Below are 20,935 nucleotides of genomic sequence, written 5' to 3' on the forward strand. Positions count from 1 at the left end.
ATGAACAGGGGCGCGATATTAGCACAGGGTGGGCGCTACCTAGTTCGACAGCTTCAACAGGGGTGTATCACGCCGCCATATTGTTCATTTTTTAAGCAAAACAGCCAGGATGTGCTGCACGGCGTCGGCCAGTTCGACCTCGTCGGTGTTGATTTCGCAATCCGCCTGCTGCGGTGCTTCATAAGGGCTGTCGAGACCGGTGAAGTCCTTGATTCGCCCTTGCAGTGCGGCTTGATACAAGCCCTTGGGATCGCGCCGGGCGCAGATATCGAATGGCGTGCTGACATACACCTCAAGAAACTCGTCCGTGCGAAACAAGGCTCTGGCCGATGCTCGATCGGCCTGAAACGGCGAAATCGCCGAGACAATCACTATCAGCCCCGCGTCGACCATCAATCGAGCCACTTCGGCAATACGCCGGATGTTTTCCTTGCGCGCTGCAGCGCCCATGCCCAGGTCATTGCACAAACCGTTGCGCAGGTTGTCGCCATCCAGCACAAAGGTGTGGCGCCCCTGTTCATTGAGCTGTACCTCGAGCGCATTGGCCAAGGTCGACTTGCCGGCACCGGACAGCCCCGTCAGCCACAGGCAACACGGTTGCTGATGCTTGAGCGCTGCTCGGGCCGCGGGTGACAACGACAATGCGTAAGGGCGGATCTGTGGGGGTTGTTCGCAAACAAACGACAATTTATTCATAGCCGAGCATCTCATAGTCACGCTGATAGACCCGTCGCACCAAATGGCGGGTACGAACCGAACAAAAATCACGGGCGGGTGCCGATTGGCGATGCTGAGAGCCATTCAGATGGGGTAATGACGAGACAACCCCCAACTGCTCGCAAAGCACTTGAAAGTCACGATCCGGGTGTTCCTGATACCCTACGAAATCCATCGCCATATGCCCCATGGAGTCGACCATGAAGTCGGTCTGGGGAGCGAAATGCAGCTGTTTCTGGACGTTCTCCGGGTGCAGCCAGCGGCCGATGAAGTCATCGAAATCACGGTAATGACGAACCAGCGCCTGGGACCGTCGGTCGCGCTCCCCCAGTTCGTTGCCACGCAGAAAAGCGTAGGCCGAATAGGCCCGCTCCAAAGGGTCACGAACGAAGGTGAATTTGAAGCTGCTGGAAAACTGCTCGGGAAATTGCTGTTCGTACCAGTACAGCGGCAAATGCCCGGGCATCCAGCCATCGAATAGCGCGGCGCAAACGCTGCTCCCGGCACACTTGGGGATGTGAATGAACACGCAGGAGCGCTGCTGGAAAGCCTTGGGGAAGTGCACATTGCCTGACATCGCCTTGTTCACGACTTGTCGATCCCTGACCGACAAACGCCCCAGCAGGAACGCTCGCTGCTGTTTAGGTAAGAGCTTCCATAAAAAGCGCTGCAACATTTCGGTACCTACACGAGGCGAACAGCCACCCCGAAGCCAATGATTCATGCACGAACCGTAGCAGGCGAAATACCGAAATTTATTTAGACATAGTCAAGACTGTAAAGAACTGGACACAAACGCCCTGAGCGCATTGCACGCTGAGGCGGCTTCAGGGTGAGCATGGCTCACCCTGAAATAGGAATCAGGCGATGCCTTGCGGTGCGGGCTCATCGAGGCCCAGTGCATTCAATCGAGCGTAATAGCCATTCTTCGCCAGGAGTTCGGCATGGGTACCGCGCTCGACAATCTGGCCCTGATCCATGACCAGGATCAGATCGGCCTTCTCGATGGTCGACAAACGGTGGGCTATCACCAGCGTCGTACGCCCCTTCATTACCTGATCCAGGGCGGCCTGAATGTGCCGCTCGGATTCGGTATCAAGGGCCGACGTCGCTTCGTCAAGAATCAACAACGGGGCGTTTTTCAGCAGCGCCCGGGCAATCGCAAGACGCTGACGCTGACCGCCGGACAACAGCACGCCGTTCTCGCCGACCTGGGTGTCGAGGCCTTGAGGCAACTGCGCAATGAAGTCCATGGCATAGGCATCTTTCGCGGCTTTCTCGACATCTTCACGGGGAGCGCCAGCGAGGTCGCCATAGGCAATGTTGTTGGTCACCGTGTCACTGAACAAGGTGACATGCTGCGTCACTTGAGCAATATGCCGACGCAGGTTCAGCAGTTTGTACTCCTCGACTTCAATCCCATCGAGAAGAATCTCGCCTTTATCGTGGTGATAGAAACGCGGAATCAGATTGGCCAGCGTCGACTTGCCGCTTCCTGAACGCCCCACCAGGGCAACCATTTGCCCAGGCTCGACAGTAAAGCTGATGTCATCGAGCACCTGACGGTCGGAACCCGGGTAGGTGAAGCTAAGGTGACGCACCTCGAGTCGACCCGTAACGGAGTCACGCTCGATACTGCCTCGGTCGACTTCGGGCGTCACATCCAATTGCTCGAAAATGCTCTCGGCCCCGGCAACGCCCTTCTGAATCGTCGAACTGACTTCCGAAAGCTGCCGAATCGGTTTAGGCAGCAAGCCGGCAAGGGTGATGTACGCCACCATGTCGCCCGCCGACGCATCACCGCGCAGGGCCAACACCAGGAACATCAACACCGCCATGGCGGTGTAGATCACCAGCTGCAGCATCGGTGTATAGATGGCGCTGGTGCGGGTCATGCGCAGCTGCTTGTCAGTGTTGCTCTGGCTCGCGCGCTTGAATCGGGCGCGCTCATAGATTTCACCGCCAAAGCTGCGGACCACGCGATACCCCTGGATGGTCTCGGAGGCCACATGGGTCACATCGCCCATCGCCACCTGGATCCTCTTGCTCTGCTTGCGGAACTTGGTGCTGGCGCGACTCACCATGAACGCAATCAGCGGCAAAATGGCAACCATCACCAGCGTCAGGCGCCAGTTCATGATCAGCAGGGAGACAAACAGGAAGACAACCGTCATGCCCTCCCGGAACACGACCTTGATCGCATCTGTCGCCGCTCCCGTGACCATGGTCACGTTGAAGGTGATGCGTGATATCAGGTGCCCGGAGTTGTGCTGATCGAAATAGCGATTCGGCAGTACCAGCAGGTTGTTGAACAGTTGCACGCGCAAATCATGTACCAGGCCCAGCGAGACCTTGGCCAGGAAGAAGTTGCCCAGGTATGAACCGGCGCCCTGCCACGCAGCGATCAGGATGATCAGCAAGGGGACAGCATGCATCAATGACAGATCGCGCAGATAGGGTATCGAGGGGAACAGTGCGGCCTCGGGATTGGACAGGCCATCAACGAAATACTTGAGCACGTAACCAAGCATCGGCTGAGTCGACGCGAAAATCAGAAACCCGACGATACTCAGAATGAACAGGCCGATATAAGGCCGCACATAACCAAGGAGTCGGAAGTAGATTTTCAAGCTCGAGGGGCTTGCGGAGAGACTGGAGTCGGTCATATCACGCGAAGTATTCAAAAAAAGGATGCTGACTTTATCACAGCTTCTTCCGGTCTCAGTCGGGATCGTTCGAACGGGGGGCCCGGCGGTAATATTCCACAGGACCAGGGTAGACGGATACGTTAGTATTACCGGCCCTTAATCGGAATTCAGTTCAGCATGCCATTCAGCAGCATCAATACCAGAACGACCCGGGTTTTCGATTTCATTTGCCTGTGGATGCTGCCGCTGGGCTTTTTTCTTTTGCTTTGCGGACTGTTTTTTTTGCCTACGCGCGGCAGCTATCAAAAGCTGTTTTACGGCCTCGTGAGCACCCCCGCCCTGATTGCCCTGTGCATTCGCCCCGGTGAATTGAAGAACGTCCTGCGAGAGCCGCTGGTTCAGGTATTCCTGCTTTATTCCGGCTGGGCGCTGCTGTCACTGAACTGGAGCCCTACGCCAGACAGCCTGTTCAGCCTGACAAAACCACCGCTGTATATTTTCATGCTCTTTGCTGGCGCCAGCCTGCTGCTGCGCTACCGTGCCGAAAGCTTCAAGCTCGTCCTGCTGGCAGCAGCCCTGGTAGCGTTGGTCGCCAGCGTATTCAATCTTTATATTTTCCTGTCGCACTATACAGCGGGCGACCGAATGGTCGGCGGGGGCGCCTTTGACAACCCCTTGCTCAGCTCCCACCTGTTCGGCTTTTTCTGCACCTACTGGTTCTTTCTGGGCATGACCGTGCGCAATCCGAAGCTGCTGCTCGGCATTTTCCCGGCCTTTCTGATCATGTTCGCAGCCGCCCTGGCAACCAGTTCCAGAACGCCTCTGGTTGCCATCGCCATGGCAGGCGTCTGGCTGGCATTCATTTGCTGGAACCGTCGTTCCCTGTTGCTACTGGCCATCATGGGCGTCATCGCCGCAAGCGTGCTGGCCGCCTTCCCGGATATGATCCTGGCCCGCGGTGACTCCTACCGCTTCGAAATCTGGAAACAGGCACTGCATCTGATCGCTGATGCCCCCTGGACTGGCCATGGTTATGACGCGACACTGAGCATCGATCCGGGGGTTGGGTATCCCTTCCGCGAACCTCATAGCTTTGCCTTGGGCGTACTTTTCTATGTCGGCATCATCGGGTTCCTGCCCTGGCTGGCCATGCAGCTTCTAGGGCTGTTCAACTGCTGGCGCCAGCGCTCGCAACCGCTGTTTATCCTGGCGTCGACCCTGATGGTATTCGGTATAGGGGCCAGCCTGGCAGAGGGTGGCGACATCCTGTACACCCCTCGGGAGCACTGGTTCCTGCTGTGGATACCGCTGGCACTGATGGCTGCGCTGAGCATTGCCCAGCGCACCAACCGTCTGTCGAAGCTTTCGGTTCGCAGCCTCTGTGCCGACGATGCCCAACGCATGACCGCCAACGCTCAGCTGATCGAAGAGGACGGCCTTGGGCCCAAAGTCCTCAAACTCGAGGATGGCAGTTTTCTGAAACTGTTCCGTGCCCGCCGTTGGCATACCTCTGGTAGCTTTTATCCCTATTCCGAGCGCTTCGCCGAAAACAGTCAGCGCCTGGCCCGTGCAGGCCTGAACACTCCACCGATCCTCGATCTGTACCGCATGCCCGATGGCAGTAGTGCCGTACGCTACCAGCCCCTGCCAGGCAGAACCCTGCGCCAAGTGCTGCAAGCCATGCCCAGCGTGAGTATGCGCCAGGCACTGGTGCAACGTTTTGGGCGCTTCCTGGCGGAACTGCACGAACGCGGGGTCTATTTCCGTTCATTGCACCTTGGTAATGTTCTGTTGCTGGAGGACGGCGAGTTCGGCCTGATTGATCTGGCCGATTTGCGCCTCCTGCCCTCACCTCTGAACCTGGAGCTTCGTCGACGCAACCTGCGCCATATGCAGCGCTACACGGAAGACCGGCGCTGGCTGTTCGACGCGCATTTTACCGACCTGCTTCAGGGCTACGCCCTCCTGGCACCAGACAACGCCGTCAAATGCATTCACAAGCAAGTGCATTCCCTTGGCTTGGCGAGCTGATTGAACCTGCGGCGCCTCCCCGGCTACTGCCGGCACATTATCCGAGCAGGCCGTAGCGTAGGCGCGCAGCCAGCCGGCCCAGAAGTTGTCGGGTCTTGAGCTTGGGCTTGCGCACTACCTGCTCGATATCACTCATGACCATCAGGCTCTGCCGGGCCAGCAGGGGGCGCACAAGGAACGCGCGAGTGGTGGGCAGGAGGTTTTCCGAGTAATACCAGTCGAGCGGCAGCCCACTGAGAGGCGCCTCTTGCAGGATCCGATCATAGAGCTCTGCCTTGACCACGTAAGCATGAGCCAGGCGCACCCGATTGACCGCCACCAGATTGGCTGACACCTTGCGTGTCTGTCCGCCCTTTTTCAGCGTGCCCCCCAAGTACAGCATGGTCCAGTCCCGTGACAACAACTGTGCCGGCACCCGACGCAGGACCGCAGGCGCATAGGACTCAAACTCGCAATCGTCCTCCAGGACCAGCACCTGCGGCCAGCCGCGATCCTTGGCCATGGCAATCACCGCAAGATGGCTGCGCATGCAGGCCCAGGTAGCGCGCAACTTGTGTTCGAACCTGTCGCTGTCGCCATCGACGCGCAGCAAGAATTCGCGCAGTTGCGGCGAAGGCGGATCATTGTCCAGCCGATGCATCGACACTGCACTGAAACGCTCGGCCTGCAGCCCCAGCCCCCGCAAGTGTGCCTGTATGCGAGCCCAGCGATCCTTCCTGCTGTCGAGATTGATGACGCRGGCATGTGCAAAAGGCCAAATCATTTTCCGTTACCACCGCAACCGTGATTATTAAAGTGCCAGGCGTGGCTCCCGGCCGCTACTGGACGGTGCCGTCAAGCACCAGAGAAGGCACAGGCTCTGCCTGCAACAGGTCAACCAACAAGCCGACGGTGGTGTCCAGCCCTTCTACCCCGTGCGCCAGGTGAAACTCGGCGAAATGCCGAGCCCGCTCCTGGCACTGCTGATAGTGGCCTCGAACCCAGATGACCCTCGCCGTCAGTTCTGCGGTCGTGGTGATACGTTCGCCCAGGAAGCGCTCCTGAGAAAAAATGTCGTGATTTTCACCAACATTGACATAAATGACCGGACGCCGCGCCAGCGCCGCCTCGATAACTGCGTTAGACATAATGTTTACAACGATCGAAGCCTGCTCCAGCGCAGCGGCCAGACCCACTCCATGGTCCAGAACCTGCACGTTGGACAGTACTGCGGCCGCGCCGTGCCAAAACGAAACCCGGCTACGCGGATGCGCCTTGATCAGCACCTGGTACTCAGGGTGCTGCGCCGCCCAGTCGCGCACCAGAGCATAGGTTCGCTGGTAGCTGCGCTCCTTCTCTTTGTCTGGGCCAACACCCAGGACCAGCAGCACCTGCCGCTCAGGATCGGGCGGCGGCAGGTCGTAGGCAGCGTCAATCATGTGCGAACCGGACAGCACCGCATTCGAACTGCCGAAGCGTAGCGGCCGTGACTGCAAAGCCTCCAGCGAACTGCGGCCGAACATGAAGTAATAGTCGTAGTCGTTCATCCCCAGGCGACTCGAAGACTCGACCGTGGTCGCGTGCGCCAAGTGCACCAGCAAGTGAAGATGCCGGTTCAGCGCCAGACGCAGGAAAGGCGCATACAGGCTACCGTTACGGTCGTTGAGAAGAATCTTCGGCTGGTGGTGAGCCACCAGCCATTCGGCATGCGCGGCATAGCCAAAATAGCGCAGTGGCACCGCCTGCTGCGGATGCTTGAGCAAACGCTGGGCAAGAATGGTCCGAGGCACCTGCAGTGCAGTTTCCACCAGTGAGTGGCCGCTGGCACGCAGGGCCGCAATCAGCAGTTTCTTGCGCTGCAAGGGAATGACCTTGGATGCTGACTGCAGCAACAGGAAATCGCAGGGCTCAGCCACGACCTCCGCCGCCAGTCGCGCCCGCGCCCTCCAGCCGAAAAACCAGTCTACGCAAGCATCGCGACCAAAACGCAAAAGGCTGCCCAGCCAGGAATGACGCTCGCGCAATCGCCGCCAGCGATAGCGGTCCAGGGCATGAGCCTTGTCGGCCCAGCTATTGCCAGAAACATCCTGGATCATGCTGTCCCCAATAGACAGTTACCGTAGTATTTCGTCAAGCGAACCCCAAGGCGCGCCTGGCGCGTTTTTCCAGAAAGCGTTGAATCCAGCCCATTGCATTGCCCCCTCAGTTTTTTTCCAGAGGGGAAAAATACAACCGCCCCAATCCGCGCCAGGTCTTTGCAGACCAGGCTTTGAAAGGGATCTGGGCCAGCAGTTCACGAGCCAGTGCCCGATCGCGATTAGCCGTCTTTAGGAACATTGAGTTGAGAAACTTGTAACGCACCTCGTCATACAACGGATGATCGCTGAACAGCGCGTAGGACCGCAGAATGTTGTCGACCATGAAACGATGATTCTTGTACGAATTGGTCGCGTGCTTGCGGTAGCGCGCCATCAGTACATTCAGACCATCGATGAAGTAACCGGCGTGAGTCACCTTCAACTCGATCAGCAGGTCCTCCAGACGAATGTCCGGGTCGAAGCCGCCTACCTTGTCCAGCGCCTCACGCCGAATCATCAGTGTCGGGGCCGGCGGATAGGGTTTGCGCTCGAGGAACATGTCATCGAAATCAAGGCGTCGGAACGGTACATCCCGACGTTGACGCTTCTCGGGAAAGAGGTTTCCATCGGCGTCGATCAGCTCGATATTGCCAGCGCAAATACCAACCTCGGGCTTGCCATCCATATAAGCGACCTGAATCGCAATGCGCTCCGGCAACATGATGTCGTCAGAACCGAACGGGACGATCAAGCTGCCTTTGGACCGAGCAATCGCGCCATTGAGCGTGTTGGTCAACCCCTGATTCTGCTGAATCTGGAAGTCGAACGAGTGCTGTTCCTGCAGTCGCTGGATACGCTCGACGCTGTCATCTATGGAGCCATCATCGACGACCAGCAATTCGATATTCGGATAGGTCTGATTCAGGACGCTGAGAATACTCTGCTCAATGTACGGGCCGTGGTTATAAGACGCGATGATCACCGTCACCACAGGTTGGTCGTCTTTCATGCCTCCCCCTTGCGCGCCTGACTCAGCCCTGATTCGATCAATTGCAGATACTCCTGACGGAACACGTCGATATCGTGCTGTTCTTGCAAATAACGGTAGGCCTGCTCACCTTTGGCTTTGAGTTCCTCATCCGAAAGCCCCAGATAGGTATCCAGCGCCTTGGCAAGAGACGGGACATTCGCCGGCTCGACAGCAAGACCACCCGCGCCCTGAACCAGCGGGAGCATGGCTGGCACATTCGAGGCAATCACCGGCAAATGGCCGCTCATGCCTTCGAGCAATGCCAGACCCAATCCCTCGGCCAACGAGGGCATGGTCCAGATATCGAATGCGCGAACATACTGCAGGGCGTTTTCCTTGAACCCCAGAAGATGTGCGCGTCCGCTCAAACCCAATCGTTCAATTTCGCTGGCCAAACGGGCTTCTTCGCGACCGGCACCGATGATCGCCAGTTGCGTCTGGGGATATTTGTCTTTGAGCGTGGCAAAAGCCTGCAATAAGTAGGTATGACCTTTAACGGGCACCAAACGCCCAAGCGCGCCGATCAAGCGTACCGATGGATCAAGCCCCAACAACTCACGCGAACGCTCACGGGAGTGCTGCAAACCTTCAGCCTGCTCGATATCGATGGCATTGGTAATGGCATAGGTATTGAGGTCAGTGAAGCCACAATCACAATCGAGCAAGTACTGCTTGACCGCTGGTGACACACCGACAAAACGCCAGTGACCGTCGACCAGGCTCTGGGCCTGACGCCGCCGGTAAAAACGGTCGTACTCGCCGAAGCCATGGGAGATGCCGATACACAATGGTATTTTCAGCCAACGATTGAGTTGTAACAGCATGTTCACCGGTTTGAAGCGGTTGCAGATGACCACATCAAACTTTTCTTTTCGGCAAAACTGATACAGCCGCCACATGGCTCGCAGGCGCATCCCCTTGAGCGACTTGTCGGAGAACTCGAAATAGACCGAGCGAGCAGCACGGCTCACGGCCTCACCTGGCCCCGGCCGGCCGCGCAAGAACGCCGCCGTTATTTCATATCGCTCTACCGGAAGGGCTTTGACGATCTGCTCCGCAAGGTCGGCAAAATCGTGCGCTTTAACGTTATAGTCCGGCTGCAGCTGCAAGACCTTGGAACGCTGAGTCATGGTTCATCCCCGGTAAAACCCGTTGCGTCAATGACCCAAGCTGACTTGGCAGCCAGGCCTTTTACGTATTCAGGATCAGGCTCGGACATCCGTGACCACTCATTGCGTTTCCAGATATAGAAGTGGAAATACAGAAACGAGCGCTCTCCGTCCTGATCATTAGTCAAACAACCATCACGCCAGTACCAACGCTGGGGAACATTATCAGAGCCATCGTGCCACTTGATATGGCCGCCGGGGGTGCTGAACGCTTCGGTGAATTCACTGCGCCGCCGCCACGGATTGAACTTGCCAACCAGATTGAATAACGGTTTGGGGAAATTCTTGCGCCAGAGGAAAATCCGGCTGAACGCCCCTTCATCCAGAGCGTATTGTTTCTGATCGGTAAAACGCGTTTGCCAGTTTTTGATCCGCATGAACAACTCACGATGGCGAGCCGTATTGCGTATCAGACACAGGTGCCCGGAAACTCGTCGCTCATGGGTCGAAAACAGGTCAAAGCGGGCCAATCGCTCAGCCGTAAAATAGCGACGCAGGTCGCCATACACCAGGTCAATATCACCGAAAGCCCAGAAATCGTAACCCGTCAGGCGATCGGCATGGATATGACCGAGCGCTGGCTTGATGTCACAGAGTTTGTAAGCCACATCAGGCGAGAAATCGATATTCAGGCGGCGCGACACCCATTGGCAGTATTCACTGAAACCGATGTTCTCGATCTTTACGTTGTCTGGCAGATTCTGTGGACGACCGCAGTCACTGAACAACAGCCAGTCGATGTCCGCATTACGCCGGCAGCTCTCGAGAAAGAACGGCATCCAGAACGGCCAGCGACCGAAATAAGGAATAAGGAAAAGAATGCGGGAAGACGGATTATTCACTGAGAGCTCACTACAGAGAAAAGAATACGAAGTAACGCTATACCCGCACGTCTTTATTAATGTTTCAAAACCCAGAACAGCTCATGACGCCTGACCGCCTTGCGAAAGAACTCGTTCTCTCCATAAGGCGAGCCCGAACGCCCTGCCAACAGACGCTGCAATCCACGACGCAGGCGACGCTTGAACGGCGCACGCGGCTGCAAGTCATGCATCATCCCCAGCGCCATAGCCTTGTCGCACTGCTGCCCGATCGACAATGCCAGGCAATATGGCTGCAGCACCTGCGCCGGATCAAACACCGGCGGCAACGCAATCCCGGCCTCTGAATCACCCATTGGCCAGCGATCATTGTCGTGCAGGTGGTTCGCGTAACCGAGCAGTGTAGTTGGCTGCCACTCAAGCCCCTTCAAGGCTTCCAGCACCGCATGCTGTGCACAGATGTGATCGGGATGCGGATCGAGCGATGGATGCGGCAGGACGATCACTTCAGGGCGCGCCTTGAGCAGCAGCTCACGCAGATCGGCCAGCAGGTTATTCCAGGTCGGCGCACCATCGCGGTCACCGGGCAGCGCGAACGGATTGAGTTGGCGAAACAGTCGCGTGTCGTTCAGATTCGCTTCACGCGAACCCACCGGTTGATTCGGCGCCGCCTGCATGGCTGGCAATTGCAGGCAGAAATACCCCAATTGCACACACTGAGACTCAGGCACGCCGGCCCAGCGCGGCACGGTAATGCTGTCCCAGGCGCGCAAGCGGCCTTTGATGCGCGACGCCTCAACGGCGTTCAGCCCCATCTGTCGATAGTGCCCGGCTTCAATTTCGCCAGCGGTCAACGTGACAATCCAGGCCTCGTCGGCCTGGCTGTACAAACCGAATGCGGCCAGTTCTGCATCATCGGCGTGAGGCGCGATCACCATCACTCGCTGACGGCGATAATCAGGGTGCTCGAACGACCAGAGCACGGGCTCGCCGAGCAATCGGCAGAAACGCCCACGCACACGCAAATCACCCTGCGACAGAACATGTGCCTGACCACTGAGGTTGAGGTAACGCAGGCCGTCTACTCCACGTTCGAAGGCTTGCCGGTCTGGATTGTCGCCACCCGACAACTCGACTGCCGGATCGAAAAAACGTCCCAGCCAGGTGCTTTTTACCCGCAGCGCCAGTACCAGCGTGGCGTCGTCGGTCAGGATGACGCCGTCGTCCAGCAGCAGACGCGCCCCCTCCAGTCGGACCTTGGGTTGCTGCGTGTAAGGCGGGAAGCTGTACTGGTAATCGTCCTTGGGCGAGTAAAACAAATGGTCGGCGAACCACGCTTCATGGGCGACCCAGGCCAGGACCGCGAGCACCAGCGGCAGCCACCAGGTGACCAGCACGCCAACCGCAATCAACAGCAAGACACCGATCAACAGGCCGATGCGCTTGTTACGTCGATGACGCTTGAGCAATTGCTGCTTGCGACTGAGGGGCTGGTTCATGGTCTGGCTCACACGGTAAACACCGGCACAGGGTTGCACCAGCGGTCCTTGTATTCACGATCGGCACGCCCGAAGGAAAAGCGCAGCGGCTTGTCGATTGCGCGCGCGTGCTCCCAGGCGCTTTGGGTATTGAGAAAACTCAATACGCTGCCGGGGCTGAATTCGCGAGTCTCGGGGTCGACGCCACCGTTGATGTACTCGACGCTGATCCACTCTGGCGCTTCAACACGGTAGACCAACTGAATCGCAATCGGCGCATCCTTGAGGAAAATCACCGAGCCGATCATCAGCTCGCGCAGCAGCTCGAGCACCTCGCTCATGCGCGGCGCACCCGTCGCCGGGAAACCCCAACGACGCTGGAACAAATCGCAGTAGATCGCCGCCAGCTCCTGACTGGAAAAGTCGCTGACCGGTCGTATCACGCCACCGGCCTCTTCCAGCAAGCGCAGTTCACGGCGCTGGTTGTAGCGAAACTTCTTCGACAGCTCTTCAGGTGTGCGGGCCATGGCCAGTTGTTCGGCTTGCAGCTTGAGACCGGCAAAGCGACCTTCATTCAATGCCGACAAATAGCGCCCGCGGTGCCGCAACAGTGCTTGCGCGTCGGCTGCAGCCGGCAGGATGAATTCAGCGTTGCCGAGATCGAACAGACCTTTCTTGCCGTTACGCTTGAGCACGTCCTTGGACAATGCCAGGTCGCGGCCCCAGGTCGGGATCGCGGCTTTCAGTTCGYCACCCTGCTCCCAGGCCAGGTAACGCACCGGGATATCGGCCAACTGCGCCAGACGCTCGACCACCAGTGGATGAGTCGCGACGCTACCGCCAAAACGCTGCCAGGCATCGCTATACGTCGACGCGTCGACAACGGACCAGCCACGCTCGCGCCAGCCTTGAAATCGGTTGAGCATCAGGCCCTCGCCGTCAGTTCAAGGACTTGCGGCAGACGCCAGAACGCCTCGCGCACCGCGCGATCCGAGAAACGCTCGCGCAGGCGGTCAAGCATCATTTCGGCGCAGACCTGGTGCTCGTGCTGATTCATCACGGCCAGGTGTTGCAGGCCCTGCGCCAGGTGCTCGGCATCTCCCAGAGGGAACAAAATACCGACACCTTCGACCACCTCCGCAGCCCCGCCACACGCAGTGGCCAGCAACGGCACACCGGCGGCCATGGCTTCAAGCAGTACCATGCCGAACGGTTCGTGGTCGGAACTCAGGGCAAACACATCGAAGGCGCGGAAGTAGCGACGCGCCTCCGGCACCTGGCCGAGAAACAGCACGCGGTCACCGATACCGAGTTCGCGAGCCAGATCCTTGAGCTTCTGCTCCAGACGGCCAGAGCCAAGAATCGCCAGTTGACTGTCGACCGGCAAACGCGGCAAGGCCTGGGCAAAGCCACGCAGCAAGGTGGCCTGGTCCTTGTCCGGGTGCAGGCGACCGACGTTGCCGATCACCCACGCATCCGGCGACAGCCCCAAGGCATCGCGCGCCTCATCGAAGGACACCTGAGAGGCCCGCAATGCGTCGACATCGATGCGGTTGTAGAGGGTTTGAATCCGCGCCGCCGGCCACTTCGGCAAGCAACGGCGCATGTCGTCGCGGACCGCATCGGAAACCCCGAGCAGGCTCAGGCGCTTGCGAAAAAAATGCGCGAACAGCTTGCGCGTCCGCCGCTGGTAATCACCAAAGCCGTGATGCACGCCGATCACCGGCAACGCCGTACCGAGCAAGGCGATATAGATCGGCTTGAAACGGTGGGCGATACAAAAACTGAAATTGCGTGACTGGGCGATTTTGCGCAGATCGGCAATCGCTCCCAGCTTCAGCCCACGAATGGCCTTGGAGCTGTATTCCATGAACAGCACTTCATCAGACGCACAACCTGCTGCAACGTCAGCATCGGCGACCCCGGTGAGAAACACCGTGGTCACTCGATAACCAGACCCTGCAAACAGGCTGGCGTACTGTCGGACGCAGTCCAGGAACGGCCCGTCATAGCCGTGACAGAACTGCAGCACATGGCGTTCAGCCGAGCGTGTCATAAGCGTCCGCGCCGTCTTTGACCACCAGGATATCTTCCATGATCAGATACTGTAGATCGGAGCCGAAGAACATGTTCAGGGCGTCGGTCGGCGAGCAGATCATCGGCTCACCACGGCGATTCAGCGAGGTGTTCAGCGACACACCATTGCCGGTCAGCACTTCCAGCGCTTTCATCATGTCGTAGTAGCGCGGATTGTATTCGCGCTTGAGCACCTGGGCACGGGACGTACCGTCTTCATGGACGACTTCCGGCACGCGGGTTTTCCACTCTTCAGCCACTTCGAAGGTGAAGGTCATGAACGGTGCCGGGTGATCGATCTTGATCATCTGCGGCGCCACGGTGTCGAGCATCGACGGGCAGAAAGGCCTCCAGCGCTCGCGGAACTTGATCTGGTGGTTGATCCGGTCAGCCACGCCTGTGGCGCTCGGGCAACCGATGATCGAACGACCGCCCAACGCACGCGGGCCGAACTCCATGCGCCCCTGGAACCAGGCCACCGGATTGCCATCGACCATGATTTTGGCGATTTTTTCCGGCATGTCGTCGAGCTTGCGCCACTTGGGCGCATTTGGGTGACGGGCGCAGGCCGCGATCACGTCTTCATTGCTGTAGGACGGGCCGAGGTAAACGTGTTCCATTTTCTCGACCGGAACACCACGGGCGTGGGACACGTAAGCCGCAGCCCCTACCGCGGTGCCAGCATCGCCGGACGCTGGCTGTACGAACAGCTCTTTGACGTCGTCGCGAGCGATGATTTTCTGGTTCAGCTTTACGTTCAACGCACAGCCGCCAGCGAACGCCAGCTTGCCGGTTTCCTTGAGCACGTCGCCCAGGTAGTAGTCGATCATCTGCAACGCCAGCTTCTCGAACAGCGCTTGCATGCTCGCGGCGTAATGGATGTACGGTTCGTCAGCGATATCGCCTTCGCGTTTCGGCCCCAGCCACTCGATCAGCTTCGGCGAGAAGTAGAAACCCTTGCCCTTCTCTTTGTAGCGACGCAGGCCGATGACGTTGGCGTAATCGGTGTTGATCACCAATTCGCCGTTTTCGAACGACGCCAGGCGGGAGAAATCATATTTGCTGGCGTCGCCGTACGGCGCCATGCCCATGACCTTGAACTCACCGTCGAGCATTTCGAAACCGAGAAACTCGGTGATCGCGCCGTACAGGCCGCCGAGGGAATCCGGGTCGAAGAATTCCTTGATCTTGTGGATCTTGCCGTTCTGGCCATAACCGAAGAAGGTCGTGGCGTACTCGCCCTTGCCATCGATCCCGAGGATCGCGGTTTTCTCTTTGAAACCGGAACAGTGATAGGCGCTGGAGGCGTGAGCCAGGTGATGCTCGACCGGCTCGATCTTGATTTTCTTCGGATCGAAGCCCAGTTGCTCGAGGCACCAGACAATCTTGTTGCGATAGCGCTTGTAGCGACGGTTGCCCATCAGGATCGCGTCGAGCGCGCGGTCCGGGGCGTACCAGTAACGCTTGGCGTAGTGCCAGCGGGCCTTGCCGAACAGGCTGATCGGGGCAAACGGGATCGCCACTACGTCAACATCGGAAGGTTTGATACCCGCCTGTTCCAGACAGAACTTCGCCGATTCGTAAGGCATGCGGTTCTTTGCATGTTTATCGCGTACGAAGCGCTCTTCTTCAGCAGCCGCGACCAGCTTGCCGTCGATGTACAAGGCTGCGGAAGGATCATGGCTAAGGGCGCCGGACAGGCCAAGAATCGTCAATGCCACAGGGGTCTAGCCTCTTAAGTCTGCATGCAGGCGACGTGCGCCTGGAAATAATGTGTCCTCGCAAAAGGGCGAGAAACAGCTAAAGGGCGGGATTATAGCGTAAAGATGGCGGGAATGACCCAGAGGTTGTTTGACGCGGGGAGATCGCCTTGGGCGACTGTGCGCGAGCACGTTCAACCCCGTCCGGCTCGCCAGTAAATCCTGATATTACCGTCGGTAGCCTGCCGGTAAATCGTGTACGGCAAGCACACCGTGTCCAGGACACCCGACACCGTCAAATCCAGCAATGCCAGCGGCACAAGAATTCCCGTCGGTTCCGGGGGCGCATTCAAGATACAGAAATCATAAGCCAGACCGCTGTAGATACGAGGAATGGACTGGCAGTAGGTTTTCTGCTTCCTGAGACCACGGGCCGCATCGGCATCATCTTGCAACACCGTGCTCACAGTCCCGCAACCACCCAAAGCAAGTGAAAAAGCCCCCAGCGAAATAGCCGTTTTTATAGTCAAGGTTTGCCCTCCGAGAACATCAGGCAACGCTAGCACCGCGATTGATGGCCCCACAGATCACGACTTCTGTAGATCACGTAGGATGATTCATAAAGGGTTGCCACCAACGACACAAACGGTTACTGCCTTCACCAAGCAAGCTCAACTCCTACAAAAGCCCATGAGCAAGCCAGCTCCCACAGGTTTGATGGGGGTACATCTGCGGGAGATTGGGCGGCTGTCAGGCCGCCATTGCAAGCAAGCTCAGCGCCTACACTTGCCTGGGCAACCGCTGATCAATCACCTGATACAACGCACTGCTCTCAGGCCAGTTACGCATAAACCGCGCCCGATCCCGCGCATACGCCGGAGCGAAACTGCTGACCGAACCGTGCTGACACATCGAATCCAGATCGATCAACGACCAGCGATCCTTGTCCCAAAACAGATTATGCCCCTTGAAATCCCCATGACTGATGCGCTCGCGAATCAGCTCGGCAAACAAGTGATCCAGCGCCAGCAACTCAGCTTCAGGCGCATCACCACTCTCAACGAACGGCGCAAAGCGCTCAATAATGTCCGGCCCCGACAAATACTCGGTAACCAGATAGGCCCGACTGCGCAGCCAGAAAAAACGCTTTTCCAACAGCGCCAGCGGTTTCGGTGTGGAAATGCCGAGGAACGCCAGGCGATTGCCCTCGCGCCATGAATGCCAGGCACGGCTCGGGCGCCAGAAGCGTTTGAGCCAATGGGCAACGCCCTTGATGTTGTAGCGCTTGACCAACAGCGTGCGCCCCGCCACCTCGACCCTGCCGACACTCGCCGCACCACCGGTCTTGTACAGATGCCCCTGATCGAGCAAGGCATCGGCCTGCGCCAGTACCGGCAGCATGGCCGCTTCTTCTTCGCGACGGATCGCACGCAAACCGAACGCCCCGCGCTGCACACTGAACAACGTGCATTCGCGACCGACCTTGATCAGAAAGTCTTTCAATCGCCAGCTGCGGACCTTGTCGACCTGTTTCTGCAAAGCTTCCAGTGGCAAGGCGTGCTCGCCGTTGCTCAACAGGTAATACACCAGCAACTCTTCGGTGAACGGCTCAAGCGACTTGGGCAGTTGAGCGAAAAACACCCCGAGGTTCTCCAGGACTTTCTGTCGGGACAACGGCTGACCAGCCTGCTCGACACGAATACCCGCACCGTCGATCAAGTACAGCTGGCCGTCGTGGCGCAGCAGGTTGTCCAGGTGCAAGTCTTCCTGCCACAGGCCCTTGCTGTGCAATTGACCGATGGCGCCCAGCGCCTCGGCCAACACCGTCGCTTGCGCGTCCGCCAGCGCCGGCAGCGCTTCGACCTGCTTCCAGGCATCGCCGAGGCTTTCAGCGCCTTCAAGGAAGTCGAACAGCAGCCAACCACCCTCGCCATCCTTCAGGCCATCGGCCAGCAGCCTCGGCGTGGTCAAGCCTTGCGCAGCGAGCAGACGGACACCGTCCAGCTCACGCTGAAAATGCCGCGCCGCCTTGCTGCCCACCAACAGTTTGGCCAGCACCGGACGCCCGCGCCAAACAGCGGCGCCCACGTAACGCTGGCCCGGCAAAACCCGCAACACGCTGAGCAGTTGCAACTGCGCCGGACCTGCGGCATCCGCCAGCTCGATGCTCAATGGCAAGCCAGGCGTACGACCGGCGTTTTTCAATTCAGACAAACGCATCAAAGCGCATCTCCATAGCGCTGCTTGCGTTCATACAGCTTGTTGGCCTTGCCCTCGAGCCACGCCAGCAACGACGCCTCTTCACGCAGAATCTGGCGCAAGGGTTGCTGGAAGTAACCCTTGAGGAAACGCAGCTTGTCGCGCCGCGTCAGGCCGATATCCAGCGCCGAGAAATACAACGCCGCCAGATCCTTGTTACGCCAGCGCCGGGTGATCGCCCGGCGGGTCTGGGCACGGTGCAAATCGATCACCGAGAGCTTGAAATCGTCAGCCGTCACCGGTTTATCGGTGTGCAGCAGAAAGTGGCAGATGTAGCAGTCGCGGTGGTTGACCCCGGCGCGGTGCATCATGCCGGTCATGCGCGCCACTTCGGCAATCAGCGCACGCTTGAGTTTTGGTTCCGGCGGCTGCTTGACCCAATCGATGCTGAAGTCTTCCAGGCTGATGGTCGGCGCCAGTTCTTCGGTGACGATAAACGAGTGCTGGTCCGCCGGGTTACTGCCACGCTCGCCGTAAGCGACAGCGGTCATGGTCGGCACGCCGACTTCCTGCAAACGCTGGATAGCCCGCCACTCCTGGCCTGCACCGAGTACCGGCAGTTTGGCAGTGAGCAGATTCTTGCAGATCTCGCCCCAGCCGATGCCCCGGTGAATTTTCACAAAGAAGCCGTTCCCGGCCACTTCGGTGCGCAGGGTCCGACGAGCTTCGAGTTCACGGTAAACCTCGCCCTTCAGGCCTTCGACTTCGGTGAACGCATCGCGCCCGGCCCAAAGGCTTTTGAACGGTTCGGCAAGAATCAGCTTCATCAGTGTTGCTCCGCCAGAATCACATCCGCTGCGTGCTGCGGCATGCTGTAGAGATCGGCCGTGTCAGCGAAGGCCAGGCCATTACGGCTCCAGGCCGCACGCGCTGCGTCGTCGCTCAACATGGTCGTCAGGTACTGCGTGAGTTGCACCTGTTCAAACGGTTCGTCCAGCACCAGGCCGCTGTCGGCTTCGGCGATGTAATGCGCATAACCGCACACCGCACTGACCAACACCGGCAAGCCGGCCACCAGCGCTTCAAGCAATACCGTCCCGGTATTTTCGTTGTACGCCGGGTGGATCAACAGGTCGGCACCGAGCAGGAAACGCGGGATATCGCTGCGGCCCTTGAGGAACTGCACGTTATCGCCGAGCCCCAACGTGGCACTCTGTAGCTGGAATACTTTGGGGTCGTCCTGGCCAATTACAAACAGCCGGGTACGTTTACGCAGTTCCGCTGGCAACGCGGCCAGCGCCTTGAGGCTGCGATCGACACCTTTGGTCTTGAACCCGGACCCAATCTGCACCAGCAACAAGTCATCGTCAGCCAGGGAAAATTCGCGACGGAATTCAGCGCGAATTTCAGCGGCATTGGCCGGCGCACGCCGGTCCAGGGCAATGCCCGGTGGCAGCAGATGGAAGCGCTCAAGCGGCGTGTCGTAATGCTTGATGAACAGCGGCTGCTGGACTTCGGAAATCATCAACACTTCGGTTTTCGCATCTTTGGCGAACACCGCGCGCTCGTACTCGGCGAAGTGCCGGTAGCGGCCCCAGCGCCGGTAGAGGGCATTGCGCAGGGTCTGCGCCTTATCCTCGAAGCAGCCATCGGCAGCGTAGTAGACGTCGAGCCCCGGCATTTTGTTGAAGCCGATCAACCGGTCCACCGGACGCTTGGCCAGATCGGCTTCCATCCAGGCACTCAGCTTCTCGTTACGGCGATGATTGAAGATCGCCTTGACCGGCGCCACCAGCACTTCGAAACCCGGCGGCACATCGCCTTCCCAGATCAGCGTGTAGACGCGGATCTGATGCCCGCGCTGCTGACATTCCAGGGCGATGCGCATGAAATCGCGCTGTAATCCGCCAAACGGGAAATATTTGTAAAGGACAAAAGCCAATTGCATCAGCGCAGCTCCTCAGCCAGTAACAACGTGCTTAATCGGCTCGCGACACGCTCGGGGTTCAGGCGAGTGAAGCACAGCGGCCACTCGCGCTTGAGATCGAATCGACGCTGATCTTCAGCCGTCGGTTGGTATGCACATTTTTTTTGCAGGCACGGCGCGCACGGGAAGTCGCTCGCCAGGTGCACCTGGCTTTTGCCATAGGCACCGGTCAGACCCGGATTGGTCGGACCGAACAGTGACACCGTCGGCACGTCCAGCGCAGCGGCCAGATGACCGAGGCCCGTGTCGACTGCCACACAGGCTTGCGCACCGGCCAGCACTTTGGCGACGCCGGCCAGGTTCAATTTGGGCAGTACTTCGGCATTGCGCAGACCTTTGGCGATGCGCTCGGCCCGGGCCTTTTCGGCCGGGTTGCCCCAGGGAAGTTTCACCGCCATGCCGAGGTGGCCCATGCGTTCGGCCAACTCACGCCAATAAGCTTCCGGCCAGTGCTTGGTGTCCCACGTCGTGCCGTGCAGAAACAGCACGTAAGGATTCTTGCGCGGCAGCTCGACCAACCGCTCGACGTTCAGGCCATAGTCGCCCAACCCTTGCGGCAGGTCGTAGCCGAGCGCCACGGCGAATAACTGACGCAGTCGTTCCACAGCGTGTTGCCCACGGGCTACCGCCAGACGTCGGGAATAAAACCGCGCGGCAATGGGCTCACGGGCCGAGTTTTTGTCCAGCCCGGCTATCGGCGCGCGGACGTAGCGGGTCAGCCAGGCGCTTTTGAGCAGGCCCTGGGCATCGATCACCAAATCGTATTGGGTGGCACGAATGCTTTGCTTGAAGCGTTTCCACTCGCCGCTTTTGACGGTTTGCCAGAGGTTCTTGCGCCAGCGACGGATCGCCACCGGAATCACCTTGCCAACCGCCGGGTGCCAGGTCGGGATCTCGGCGAAACCTTCTTCCACCACCCAGTCGAACTTGATGCCCGGGATCGCCCGTGCCGCGTCGGTCAACGCCGGCAACGCATGAATCACGTCGCCCAGCGAAGAAGTCTTGATCAACAGTACCCGCAA

The 20,935-nt window shown here is 58.7% G+C and carries 18 protein-coding genes; 1 reads left to right on the forward strand and 17 read right to left on the reverse strand.

All coding sequences use genetic code 11. The annotated features are described in order from the left end of the window. Nucleotides 1-84: 84 nt before the first annotated feature. The 3 genes from cysC to msbA form a co-directional block, all read right to left on the reverse strand. Nucleotides 85-696, reverse strand: coding sequence for an adenylyl-sulfate kinase (gene cysC / locus AC1DIH_RS01740; protein WP_477770359.1), 612 nt, complete (start codon nucleotides 694-696; stop codon nucleotides 85-87). Next, nucleotides 689-1,393 (reverse strand): sulfotransferase family 2 domain-containing protein, encoded by a 705-nt coding sequence (locus AC1DIH_RS01745; protein ID WP_477770360.1) that lies wholly within the window; start codon nucleotides 1,391-1,393, stop codon nucleotides 689-691. The genes cysC and AC1DIH_RS01745 overlap by 8 nt, the downstream gene beginning before the upstream one ends. 184 nt (nucleotides 1,394-1,577) lie before the next feature. Continuing rightward, nucleotides 1,578-3,383, reverse strand: coding sequence for a lipid A export permease/ATP-binding protein MsbA (msbA, locus tag AC1DIH_RS01750; RefSeq protein WP_477770521.1), 1,806 nt, complete (start codon nucleotides 3,381-3,383; stop codon nucleotides 1,578-1,580). A 159-nt stretch (nucleotides 3,384-3,542) separates the two neighbouring features. On the opposite strand from msbA, the gene AC1DIH_RS01755 reads away from it, so the two are divergent. Next, the gene (locus AC1DIH_RS01755; protein ID WP_477770361.1) at nucleotides 3,543-5,396 is read left to right on the forward strand and encodes an O-antigen ligase family protein; all 1,854 of its coding nucleotides are present in this window, start codon (nucleotides 3,543-3,545) and stop codon (nucleotides 5,394-5,396) included. Between the two features lie 37 nt (nucleotides 5,397-5,433). Here AC1DIH_RS01755 and AC1DIH_RS01760 read toward each other — a convergent pair whose 3' ends face one another. From AC1DIH_RS01760 to waaC, 14 genes are all read right to left on the reverse strand, one after another. Continuing rightward, nucleotides 5,434-6,159, reverse strand: coding sequence for a glycosyltransferase family 25 protein (locus tag AC1DIH_RS01760; protein ID WP_477770362.1), 726 nt, complete (start codon nucleotides 6,157-6,159; stop codon nucleotides 5,434-5,436). Between the two features lie 55 nt (nucleotides 6,160-6,214). Next, nucleotides 6,215-7,471, reverse strand: a complete 1,257-nt coding sequence (locus AC1DIH_RS01765; RefSeq protein WP_477770363.1) for a glycosyltransferase family protein — start codon at nucleotides 7,469-7,471, stop codon at nucleotides 6,215-6,217. A 106-nt stretch (nucleotides 7,472-7,577) separates the two neighbouring features. Further along, nucleotides 7,578-8,462, reverse strand: coding sequence for a glycosyltransferase (locus AC1DIH_RS01770; protein ID WP_477770364.1), 885 nt, complete (start codon nucleotides 8,460-8,462; stop codon nucleotides 7,578-7,580). Further along, nucleotides 8,459-9,613, reverse strand: a complete 1,155-nt coding sequence (locus AC1DIH_RS01775; protein WP_477770365.1) for a glycosyltransferase — start codon at nucleotides 9,611-9,613, stop codon at nucleotides 8,459-8,461. Before AC1DIH_RS01775 ends, AC1DIH_RS01770 begins: the two co-directional genes overlap by 4 nt. Beyond that, on the reverse strand, nucleotides 9,610-10,431 hold the full coding sequence (locus tag AC1DIH_RS01780) for a DUF6625 family protein (protein WP_477770522.1): 822 nt from the start codon (nucleotides 10,429-10,431) through the stop codon (nucleotides 9,610-9,612). Before AC1DIH_RS01780 ends, AC1DIH_RS01775 begins: the two co-directional genes overlap by 4 nt. A 119-nt stretch (nucleotides 10,432-10,550) precedes the next feature. Next, nucleotides 10,551-11,972, reverse strand: coding sequence for a PIG-L deacetylase family protein (locus tag AC1DIH_RS01785; RefSeq protein ID WP_477770366.1), 1,422 nt, complete (start codon nucleotides 11,970-11,972; stop codon nucleotides 10,551-10,553). An 8-nt stretch (nucleotides 11,973-11,980) separates the two neighbouring features. Further along, nucleotides 11,981-12,877 carry an antimicrobial resistance protein Mig-14 gene (locus AC1DIH_RS01790; RefSeq protein ID WP_477770367.1) on the reverse strand — a complete coding sequence of 299 codons (897 nt, stop codon included), beginning with the start codon at nucleotides 12,875-12,877 and terminating at the stop codon, nucleotides 11,981-11,983. Further along, complete coding sequence (locus tag AC1DIH_RS01795; protein WP_477770368.1) at nucleotides 12,877-14,007, reverse strand: glycosyltransferase; 1,131 nt, start codon at nucleotides 14,005-14,007, stop codon at nucleotides 12,877-12,879. The genes AC1DIH_RS01790 and AC1DIH_RS01795 overlap by 1 nt, the downstream gene beginning before the upstream one ends. Next, on the reverse strand, nucleotides 13,991-15,748 hold the full coding sequence (locus AC1DIH_RS01800; protein ID WP_145018522.1) for a carbamoyltransferase family protein: 1,758 nt from the start codon (nucleotides 15,746-15,748) through the stop codon (nucleotides 13,991-13,993). The genes AC1DIH_RS01795 and AC1DIH_RS01800 overlap by 17 nt, the downstream gene beginning before the upstream one ends. A gap of 173 nt (nucleotides 15,749-15,921) precedes the next feature. Next, complete coding sequence (locus AC1DIH_RS01805; RefSeq protein ID WP_477770369.1) at nucleotides 15,922-16,257, reverse strand: YceK/YidQ family lipoprotein; 336 nt, start codon at nucleotides 16,255-16,257, stop codon at nucleotides 15,922-15,924. 250 nt (nucleotides 16,258-16,507) lie between these two features. Beyond that, nucleotides 16,508-17,947, reverse strand: a complete 1,440-nt coding sequence (locus tag AC1DIH_RS01810; protein WP_477770370.1) for a lipopolysaccharide kinase InaA family protein — start codon at nucleotides 17,945-17,947, stop codon at nucleotides 16,508-16,510. Beyond that, entirely contained in the window at nucleotides 17,947-18,753 is an 807-nt protein-coding gene (gene rfaP, locus AC1DIH_RS01815; protein WP_477770371.1) for a lipopolysaccharide core heptose(I) kinase RfaP, read from the reverse strand. The genes AC1DIH_RS01810 and rfaP overlap by 1 nt, the downstream gene beginning before the upstream one ends. Continuing rightward, nucleotides 18,753-19,874, reverse strand: coding sequence for a glycosyltransferase family 4 protein (locus AC1DIH_RS01820; protein WP_477770372.1), 1,122 nt, complete (start codon nucleotides 19,872-19,874; stop codon nucleotides 18,753-18,755). Before AC1DIH_RS01820 ends, rfaP begins: the two co-directional genes overlap by 1 nt. Next, a complete protein-coding gene (waaC, locus tag AC1DIH_RS01825) occupies nucleotides 19,874-20,935 on the reverse strand; it encodes a lipopolysaccharide heptosyltransferase I (RefSeq protein ID WP_477770373.1) in 1,062 nt (353 codons plus the stop codon). The genes AC1DIH_RS01820 and waaC overlap by 1 nt, the downstream gene beginning before the upstream one ends.

The sequence above is a fragment of the Pseudomonas sp. 05N36 genome, assembly GCF_056397385.1.

Coding starts and splice junctions, on each gene's coding strand:
- cysC (WP_477770359.1), bottom strand. CDS start 696: ATGAATAAATTGTCGTTTGTTTGCGAACAACCCCCACAGATCCGCCCT.
- AC1DIH_RS01745 (WP_477770360.1), bottom strand. CDS start 1,393: ATGTTGCAGCGCTTTTTATGGAAGCTCTTACCTAAACAGCAGCGAGCG.
- msbA (WP_477770521.1), bottom strand. CDS start 3,383: ATGACCGACTCCAGTCTCTCCGCAAGCCCCTCGAGCTTGAAAATCTAC.
- AC1DIH_RS01755 (WP_477770361.1), top strand. CDS start 3,543: ATGCCATTCAGCAGCATCAATACCAGAACGACCCGGGTTTTCGATTTC.
- AC1DIH_RS01765 (WP_477770363.1), bottom strand. CDS start 7,471: ATGATCCAGGATGTTTCTGGCAATAGCTGGGCCGACAAGGCTCATGCC.
- AC1DIH_RS01770 (WP_477770364.1), bottom strand. CDS start 8,462: ATGAAAGACGACCAACCTGTGGTGACGGTGATCATCGCGTCTTATAAC.
- AC1DIH_RS01775 (WP_477770365.1), bottom strand. CDS start 9,613: ATGACTCAGCGTTCCAAGGTCTTGCAGCTGCAGCCGGACTATAACGTT.
- AC1DIH_RS01780 (WP_477770522.1), bottom strand. CDS start 10,431: ATGCCGTTCTTTCTCGAGAGCTGCCGGCGTAATGCGGACATCGACTGG.
- AC1DIH_RS01785 (WP_477770366.1), bottom strand. CDS start 11,972: ATGAACCAGCCCCTCAGTCGCAAGCAGCAATTGCTCAAGCGTCATCGA.
- AC1DIH_RS01795 (WP_477770368.1), bottom strand. CDS start 14,007: ATGACACGCTCGGCTGAACGCCATGTGCTGCAGTTCTGTCACGGCTAT.
- AC1DIH_RS01810 (WP_477770370.1), bottom strand. CDS start 17,947: ATGCGTTTGTCTGAATTGAAAAACGCCGGTCGTACGCCTGGCTTGCCA.
- rfaP (WP_477770371.1), bottom strand. CDS start 18,753: ATGAAGCTGATTCTTGCCGAACCGTTCAAAAGCCTTTGGGCCGGGCGC.
- AC1DIH_RS01820 (WP_477770372.1), bottom strand. CDS start 19,874: ATGCAATTGGCTTTTGTCCTTTACAAATATTTCCCGTTTGGCGGATTA.